The sequence below is a fragment of the bacterium genome, assembly GCA_030690305.1.
Classification (GTDB): Bacteria; Patescibacteriota; Minisyncoccia; order Phycocordibacterales; family JAGLPS01; genus JBBUCK01.
Genome location: JAUYHB010000015.1, coordinates 1 through 9262 on the forward strand (window position 1 = coordinate 1; position 9262 = coordinate 9262).

Genomic DNA, 9262 nt, shown 5'->3' on the forward strand with positions numbered 1-9262 from the left:
AGTACCGGAAAGAGGGGTTAAAGAATATAAAAGACAGTGAGAAATTATAAGCATTAAAAAAATTAGAATTAGTAAAAGTATGAAAAAAATATTATTAAGTTTGGGCATGATTTCGGTGGTTGCCGTCTTGGCAATCGGCGCAACAGGCGCTTTCTTCTCCGATACGGAGACATCAACCGGCAATACCTTCACGGCTGGAGCGGTTGATTTAACAGTAGATAGTCAGCAACATTATAATGGGATGGTTTGTACACTTGGTACGAATCAGATATACACATGGCAACCGGAGATAAATACATTACCTCCTTATTACCCAGCTCAGGACTCTCCTTGTGATGGAACTTGGACAGCGACAAATTTAGGTGCTCAGCATCAATTTTTTGATTTCGCTGATGTTAAACCGGGTGATTCTGGAGAAAACACACTTAGCCTACACGTTGATAACGACGCTTGGTTGAGATTGGTTATCAGTCTTGTAACTGATTTAGACAATTCTTGTACTGAACCAGAAGAAGGAACTAACAGCGAAAGTTGTACCGTTTCTGTTCCAGAAGGAACGACCGCAGGAGCAGGTGAATTAAGAGAAAATCTCTTGTTCTCAGTGTGGCTGGATGAGGGCCAGACAGTCGGTTTCCAAAACAATGGTGACCTAGGTGAAGGAGACAATATTAGAAATTACGCAGAACCAATTATAATTTCTAGTGGGACAATTGACGAGAATGGAGAAATTTGGAATCTTTCAGACGCTGGCGGCTTATACCTTATAGGTGGACAAACAGCCTACTTTGGTATTGATTGGAATCTTCCCAACACTGTAGGAAACGACACTCAGACCGATAGTATGAGTGCTACTGTGGAATTTCAGGTTGAACAACACAGAAATAATCCTACCCCTTCTTGGATTTAGTAGGAGTAATCTCATCTAACTAGTAACGATTATTATGAAAAAAATATTATTAAGTCTGGCCGCCATTGTTACGGTTGCAGTTGTGGTTACCGGCGCGACAATCGCCTTCTACAATGACACCGAGACATCAGCCGGCAACATCTTTGTTGCGGGTTCTGTCGACCTCAAGGTGGACCACACGTATGCCTCGTATGATGGCGAGGAATGTGTTGGTAACTGTACTGAGCAAGGTTCCAATCTCGTCTTGAATGAGGGATTTGAGAACCCGGTGGTAACGGATAACGGTGGTCAGTGGCAGATATATCCAAGTGGTATTTCCAATTGGGCTGTTACTGCAGGTGCAGGTCTTGAACTTCAAAGAAACGGTGTAGCAGGTGCTCCTCATGGAGGCCAGCAACTTGCGGAACTTGATAGTCATGGCGCCGGAAGTCAGTCTACTATTGAGCAGGTCATTAACACGGTTCCTGGTCAAAAATACCGTCTTACTTTCTGGCACTCCCCCCGTCCGGCAAACACTCCCAATAATGGAGAAGATAACCAGATTGAATTTACTATCGAAGTTACAAGCAATAGTGGCGTATTGGTGAATAACACTATTGGAATGACCTACAGTGGTTCAGGAACATCTTGGACCCAGTACACATATAACTTCATTGCGCTTGATACGCAGACGACAATTATCTTTGCGGATGCGGGAACTCAAGCAGACACCTTGGGCGGTTATATAGACGATGTGTCAGTACGTGAATTGTCTTGTCCAGAAAATGATTATCCCAATGGCGGTATTTGTACACTTTGGGGTGAGCAAGACCTTGGTCAAGGCGATACGTTCTGGAATTTCCCTGACATCAAACCAGGTGACTGGGGAACAAACGTTATCTCGCTTCATGTCTACGGAAATGATGCATTTGCATGTCTCTTGCCAAGCAATCTTGAAGATAACGAGAATACGCCCATTGAACCGGAAGTCACAGCAGGTGACACGACTGCTGACGGAATCCAAAACGGCGAACTCTCGGGTGAGCTTGAATTCTTCATGTGGGAGGATGCAAATGGCAACAATGCCTTTGATCTAAGTGAACAAATATTAGTTACTGCGGGTACTCCGTTCAATCAAATTCCGACTCAAATGGTTGCAATGTCTCTTACAGGCAATGCGCCTATCACTCTTGTCGGCATGAGCTGGTGCGCGGGTGATCAAACACTTGTTGGCACTACCGTAAATTGTGATGGAAACGGAATGGGCGACATAGCTCAGACAGACAAAATGGTCTCTGACTTTGTTGCGTACGCGGTTCAACAGAGGAATAATTCTAACTTCACTTGCGCAGACGCAAATATTCCTCTTCTTGTTGCTCCGGAAAACCTATAGGTTCTAGAGAGAATAAAAACTTTCAACCAGTTGTTGAAGCTTTTGACCCAACCTCACTTTTTAACAAAAGTGAGGTTGGGGACTGAGGCTTTATAAAAGCCCTAAAAAATGGATCCCGTTAGAAGCCGCGGTCACGGTTTTAACAAAAAGTAAAAGTATATGTTAACAACTGAAGAAAAGAATAATATTGAAACAAAGCAAGAAAACGGACGACCGCGACCTGCTTCTAACGGGATGGACAAAGCATTCAAAATTCTTTACACGACATTCTACGCGGGAATCATCCTGATAATCGGGCTTTTGCTCATTGCTCTTTTTCCTATTAAAGGCAATTACCAGATAAAAATCGTAAAGTCAGGTTCAATGGAACCAAGTATCGCTACCGGAAGCATTGTTGTCATAAAGCCAAGTGCGAATTATAAGGAGGGCGATGTTGTTACATTCGGCAAAGACACAAAGACGGATATTCCGACCACCCACCGCATAGTAGGAAGCCGTGCCTCGGAGGGCGTGATTTTGTTTACCACAAAGGGAGATGCCAACGAAGACCCCGACACGAAAGAAATCCGGCAAAGCGATATTCACGGCAAAGTATTGTTTGACGTTCCTTATTTCGGTTACATCATCGACATGGCCCGTAAGCCCGTCGGTTTTGCCGTTCTTATCATCGTTCCCGCGCTCATCGTTGTCTTCGATGAAGGTGTAAAAATATTTCATGAGATAAAGAAGATGAGAACCCTTCGACCCCTTCGACAAGCTCAGGGCGGGCAAGCTCAGGGCAAGAAAAAAGAAGATACTCCAACAGATGATAAAGGAAACGTTTAACGTGAAAAAGACAAATATAAAAACAAAGACGAACAACGAAGCCACTTTTGAGGCGGAGAGCAGGCTCGTGAAAGCGGCAAAACACATGTCGCTTAAGTTGCTCGCGCTTTCCCTCGTGATTAGCCTAAACATCATCGGTCTTCCCGGTATCGGCGACACGATGGGGTATTACCTTGATATTGAGAGCTCAACCGAGAACACTTTTATAGCGGGTTCGGTTGATTTCTCACTTGGCATTTCAGGCTGGCAAGCGACAAGCACGGCAGTTTCAATGCCGCCGGGGGATATCGTGAAAAAAGAAGTGACTGTTGACCCCCTCGATAGCAATCCGTTCCAATACTTTGCCACAACGACAAATATCACGGGCGATAGCGATTTCTGCGACGCGCTTCTTGTCACCGCAAACCTTGAAGGAAATCAAATGTATGATGGTCCGCTTACGGGACTTCTTACCGCTACCACGACGACACTCGATTCGTGGGACTTTACCTACACAACAGGAGTCAACGACTTCCAAAACCGCGTTTGTGATTTTGATATTGACTACAACGCCTGGCAGACACGGCACGATTATCCAACGTATGAGGACGGCGGATACAACGATACCGAGAAAGTTTCAAACCACCTTTCTTCGTGGGGTTTCAGAATCAATAAAGTTTATTACGACGTAAAAACACCGGAGCGCGGCGAAGAGGGCGTCAATGAATGGGTGGAGATTTATAACCAGACCAATACGGCCATAGACATTTCAGGCTGGGAGATTTGCGACAATACCGGCTGTGATACCCTGCCTTCAACGCCCGCCATTCCCGCCCAGAAATACGCGGTTATTGTGGCCACTTCAACCACTGCCACCACGACGACCGTTTCAAGCGGGTTGCCCGCGTACTGGTATCTTCCAAGTGAGGTTACACAGATTAATATCGATAATTTAATCGGCAACGGCTTAGCAAATGATGCCGACATGCTAGTCCTCAAACGTCCCGACGGCGTTATCGTTGACCAGATGAACTGGGGAACTCCCGATAGTGGTTGGGCCAATTACAACAGCAATGTCTGGAATCCGGGAGCGATTGATGTTGCCGAAGGCAATGTCTTGGCCCGCGTGCCTTCCGGATACGATACGGACGCGCCTTCTGATTGGGTGGAACTTTTGCCTCCAACGGTTGACCTTATCTATCCCGACGAGGGCGGTTCATATACTTGGTACTGGGGTTATAGCTACAACATCACTTGGACAGCGACGAATAATAACGGCTCTGACACGGACCTTGATATCGGTATTTTCTACGTGAAAGATGTCAATCACGACAGTGTAATTAGCGTAGGTGATACGACACATACCATCATTGCGACAACGGCAAATGACGGTCTATTCAACTGGACCGTGCCATCAGGGTTCCTCGGCTACATCTGGATTCACCTTGTTGCCACGGGACCGGAAAATCCGATGCTTAATACGGGAACGGTGAGCGGCAAAATCTATGACCCAATCGCGCTCTTCCTTACCGAAGAAGGTACCGACATGGAGGATGTGGACCTTGAAGCACCGGTGATAACGGTACAGGGCAATAACCCCGCAACCATTACCATAGGGGCGACGTATAATGACCTCGGCGCGTTAGTAACCGATAATGTAAACAACAATCTCGGCATTGTGACTGAAGGCGCAACCATCGATACTACGCAAACGGGCGTTTACACCGTGACCTATAGCGCGACTGACCAAGCGGGCAATGTTGGCAGTGCAACACGAACAGTCATTGTGTACGACCCTGCCGACGGCGAACCTGACCTTTCCGCATATCAACAGAGTACGGATACTTCCGATACTTCCGAGACTACCGAAGTAATTGCTGAAAACAGCGTATTGTTACCGACAGAAGAAATAACGACCGGGGGCGGAAACACAACAACAGAAACTCCTGAAGTAGTAGCAGAAACGGCCATAGAGGAAGAACAAACAAACGAAGAAGTTATTGAAGAAACCACTCCGGTTGTTGAGGAACAAGTTGAAGTTGTTGCGGAGGTAACAGAGGAAGTGGCAGAGGAAGTAACGGAGGAAATAACCGAAGAAGTAACAACCGAAGAAGTAACTGTTGTCACTGAAGAGAGCCCTGTTCTTGAGGAGGAAACGGTTAACGAAGGGGAAACCACCGAACAAGTAGCAGAGGAACCTGTAGCGGAGGATGTGGTGGTTGCAGAATCGGAATCAACGCCTATTGTGGAAGAAGCGGTGATTCCGGAACCGATAACGGTAGTAGAGGAAATAGTAGATTCAGAACCTCAACAGCCGGAAGTTTCCGAGCCCTCGACTGAAGCCGTAGTGCCGGAACCGTTGACGGAAGTGTCGGAATAAAAACAAAAGCATGAAAAATTTTCTTAAAATCTTAATACTGCCGATTGCCATCATAACGATGATGGGCGGTTATGCCGATGTCGCTTTTGCTCAAACACCACTTGATGTTCAGTTTGTTCCGGACCCGCTTTTTGACAAACCCAACTTCCTCCCCTTGGATGAAACGTCCGGTGTTGTGACAGTTACCAACAATTCGGGCGAAACGCAAAATATTTTAACCGAAGCAATCAATGTCTTTGACAACGATAATTTTGGCAGCCTTCTGCACCTCATCATAGAAGAGGACAGCACAACTTTATTTGACGATTCTCTCGCCGACTTCTTTTCAACTGCCGGTGAAATTTCTTTGGGTGCAATTTCCAACGGAGAATCAAGGACGTTTACTTATACCATTTCATTTATTAACTCCAGTGATAATTCTTATCAGGGAAAGACGCTTGGTTTTGACGTTTGTGTCGGATTTGAGGGAGGCAATAACCATTGCGGCGACACGGTTATAGGTGATGAAGGAGGAGATGAGGGAGGGGATGAGGGCGGAGGTGGTGGAACCGGGGGCGGGGGAGGAACCATTCCGGGTTCCGGCAGCGGAAGCAATGGGCCGGTTACGACAAGTCTTGTCATATTCAACGAACAGGCGCTTAACATATCAAACGTCGGTGAATCCGGGTCAGCCACGCTGACATGGGACACAAATATTTTGTCCACCAGTCAGGTTGTCTATGGTCTGGCTTCCGGAGGTCCGTATACTTTGGTTCTTACACCGCCGAATTTCGGTTATCCGTTCGCGACCGATGAAGACCTGACAAAAGTCATACACCACTCCGTACCGATAACAGGTCTTGTTTTGGGAGAAACATATGTGTACCGAGTCATCTCCCGCGCTTCACCACCAACAATCAGTTACGAGCATACATTTACGGTGCCTCTCTTGGCACAAGCTCCCGCCTCTGACTTCACCCCTTCCGCTTCGGACGAAACGGCAAACGAGGGCGGGTCCGTATTGGGGAGCCCTTCAAATGGTTCAGGGGGTACGGGGTCATCCGCACCTGGCACAGAAGAAGAGGCTTTGACGGAAGAAGAAACATCCGGTTTGAATAACAACCTGGCATCGGTATTTGCTTCCGGTTTTGGAAATATTTTGTCCGCGTGCACTTTAATCGCCCTGCTTATACTCCTGGCAATTTATCTCATCTGGCGATTGTGGCTTAAAAGAAAATACGAAAAAGATTTGGTAGGGGAGGAGGAAATAAAAAATAGATTCCTTCTCTTCTTCGGAGGGTCTTTGACCTTAGTTATACTTGCTCTCGTTATTTTCGGTAACTCGTGTCCCCTCCCAATATTGATAACGGCGTTGGTACTGACTGTCGGTTTGTACGTCTATAGAAAATTCCGAGGTAAATAAAGTTTGTCCTCGTCCCATCCCCACCGCGGAGCGGATGGGTATTGGGCGAGGCAACGGGGCAAACTTTGTTGTAGAAGTGTCGGCTCCGCCGACCTCTCTCTTGTATTTGCAGATTCATCCCCGCGGCAAGCCGCGAGGGTATTCTCTGCAACTACAATAGAAAAAGAGCACAGAGGAGTTTCTGCTACTTTGCTCTGAGGTGAAGATAGATATCTTCGAGCGCCCGTACCGCGTCTCCCGCGGCGATATTGTTTTGGTGATACAGCCCGTCCGTACAGTCTCCCGCGGCCCACACACCCGGCGTGGAAGTTTGTTGCGTGCGGGGGTCTATGACTATCTGGTTGTGCTTGTTCAGTTCGACAAGCTCTTTTACAAAACTTGTTGTCGGAATGAGCCCGATTTCAACGAAAATTCCTCCCGTCGGCAGTTCAATGCTTTTCCCGTCCTTTTCAAAAACGATTGCCGTAACCAGTGTCTGTCCTTTGATTTCCTTTATAGTGACACCGGAATACGCTTTCATATTCGGATGAGAAACCACTTTCTCAACCGTTATCGGGTCGGCTTTGAATTGAGGGGCATTCTCTAGAAGGGTAACGCTTTTTGTATACGCAAGCAGTTGCGCCGCGGTTTCAAATCCCGCATTGCCTCCTCCAATGACAACAACGTCCTGCCCCGAGAAAAGCGGGCCGTCACAGGACGCGCAATATGTCACGCCTTTGTTTTCGAATGTGTCCGCTCCCGTAACGGAAAGTTTTCTTCTCGCGCTTCCCGTCGCAACAAGCACGGTTTTAGCGGCATATGTCGCTTTGTCGGTCGTAACCGAAAATCCGTCTTTTGTTTTTTCAATTTTATTTATCCATTCTCCCGTACGCACTTCAACAACATCGCGCGCGTACGCGCGGAGATGTTTTTCAAGCGCTTGAGCAAACTCGGTACCGGGAATGGAAACAGTGCCTATCCAGTTTTGAATATCGGAAGAAACAATGCTTTGTCCGCCGAAATCTTTGGTAAGAAAAAGTGTCTTAAGTTGTTTTCGCGCGGCATATACGCCGGCGGCAACGCCTCCCGGACCTCCCCCGATTATTATCAGTTCGTAATCACTCATTAGGATTTTCATTGTAGCATTTTTGGTTATTTTAGACACTTTTTTCCCGCAAAAAGCCCTTAAACTTCAACACGAAACAGTCAGAAATCAAGATGTTCATTTCTTGACTTTTCGTTATTATGGGTAAACAAAACTATATATATGACTATGCCGCAAGTTAAACCAGAAATCGAAACATTCGCTCGCATCAAGGTTGTTGGTGTCGGAGGTTCAGGCAAAAACGCCGTTAACCACATGATAAATTCCCGCGTCAAAGGGGTTGAATTTATCGCCGTAAACACGGATGCCCAGGACCTGCACCACTCTCTCGCCAAGAAGAAAATCCAAATCGGTAAAAACGTTACCCGCGGACTTGGAGCTGGCATGAACCCCGACCTCGGGAAAAGAGCGGTAGAGGAAACAAAAGAAGAAATTCAGGAATCATTGAAAGGTTCCGACATGGTATTTGTTACCGGAGGATATGGAGGAGGCACTTGCTCGGCTGCCGCGGAACCGATTGTCAATATGGCCAAAGAAGTTGGCGCGCTTACCGTTGCCGTTGTCACCAAGCCGTTCTTTTTTGAAGGACAACAGAGAATGCGGATTGCCGAACAGGCTCTTGAAGGAATGAAAAAAGCCGTTGACGCGATTATCATCATTCCAAACGACAGACTCCTAAATGTCATCACGAAAGAAACGACCGCGAAGAATGCTTTTGCGATGTGTGATGAAGTTCTCAAACAGGCTGTTGAAGGAATCTCGGACCTTATCACAACGCCGGGAATGATTAACATAGACTTTGCCGATATCCGTTCCATCATGCAGGACGCCGGTTCCGCTCTCATGGGAGTCGGGGTTTCAAGCGGAGAAAACAGAGCGGTAGAAGCGGCAAAAATGGCCATCAATTCACCTTTGCTTGATATTTCGATAAGTGGTGCCAAAGGGGTCCTCTTTTCAATAGCGGGCGGCGATGACCTTACCATGTTTGAAATCCAAGAAGCGGCAAAGATAATCACCGAATCGGTTGACCCTGATGCACGCATTATTTTTGGAACAATCTACAGCGACAGTCTGAAAAAAGGAGAAGTCAAAATCACCGTTATCGCAACAGGTTTTCCCGAACCGGCAACAAAGCGCGTGAGTCTTTTCCCTCCGGTAACTCCAAAAGAAAAAGATAAAGACAAAGAAAAGGAAAAAGAAGACAAGGGAAGAATTTACAATTCTTTGCCGAACGAACCGAAAGAAAACTCAAAAAAGGAACCCTCCATTCTTGAAGACAATGATGATGATTGGGGAGCGGTACCGGCGTTTTT

Annotated in this window: 7 protein-coding genes; 6 read left to right on the forward strand and 1 reads right to left on the reverse strand. The window is 46.7% G+C overall.

What is annotated here, in order from left to right; all coding sequences use genetic code 11:
* Positions 1-79: 79 nt before the first annotated feature.
* The 5 genes from Q8O71_01545 to Q8O71_01565 all read left to right on the forward strand — a co-directional run bounded on the left by Q8O71_01545 (position 80) and on the right by Q8O71_01565 (position 6865).
* Positions 80-907 (forward strand): SipW-dependent-type signal peptide-containing protein, encoded by an 828-nt coding sequence (locus Q8O71_01545; protein ID MDP2705064.1) that lies wholly within the window; start codon positions 80-82, stop codon positions 905-907.
* A gap of 34 nt (positions 908-941) precedes the next feature.
* Positions 942-2279 carry a DUF642 domain-containing protein gene (locus tag Q8O71_01550; protein ID MDP2705065.1) on the forward strand — a complete coding sequence of 446 codons (1338 nt, stop codon included), beginning with the start codon at positions 942-944 and terminating at the stop codon, positions 2277-2279.
* Between the two features lie 159 nt (positions 2280-2438).
* On the forward strand, positions 2439-3104 hold the full coding sequence (locus tag Q8O71_01555; protein ID MDP2705066.1) for a signal peptidase I: 666 nt from the start codon (positions 2439-2441) through the stop codon (positions 3102-3104).
* On the forward strand, positions 3085-5463 hold the full coding sequence (locus Q8O71_01560) for a DUF5011 domain-containing protein (GenBank protein ID MDP2705067.1): 2379 nt from the start codon (positions 3085-3087) through the stop codon (positions 5461-5463). Before Q8O71_01555 ends, Q8O71_01560 begins: the two co-directional genes overlap by 20 nt.
* A gap of 10 nt (positions 5464-5473) precedes the next feature.
* Positions 5474-6865 carry a fibronectin type III domain-containing protein gene (locus tag Q8O71_01565; protein MDP2705068.1) on the forward strand — a complete coding sequence of 464 codons (1392 nt, stop codon included), beginning with the start codon at positions 5474-5476 and terminating at the stop codon, positions 6863-6865.
* A gap of 184 nt (positions 6866-7049) precedes the next feature.
* On the opposite strand, the gene Q8O71_01570 is transcribed toward Q8O71_01565, so the two are convergent.
* Positions 7050-7982, reverse strand: a complete 933-nt coding sequence (locus Q8O71_01570; GenBank protein MDP2705069.1) for an FAD-dependent oxidoreductase — start codon at positions 7980-7982, stop codon at positions 7050-7052.
* 129 nt (positions 7983-8111) lie between these two features.
* Here Q8O71_01570 and ftsZ point away from each other — a divergent pair.
* Positions 8112-9262: cell division protein FtsZ (gene ftsZ, locus Q8O71_01575; protein MDP2705070.1), on the forward strand; the 1151-nt coding region annotated here is incomplete at its 3' end.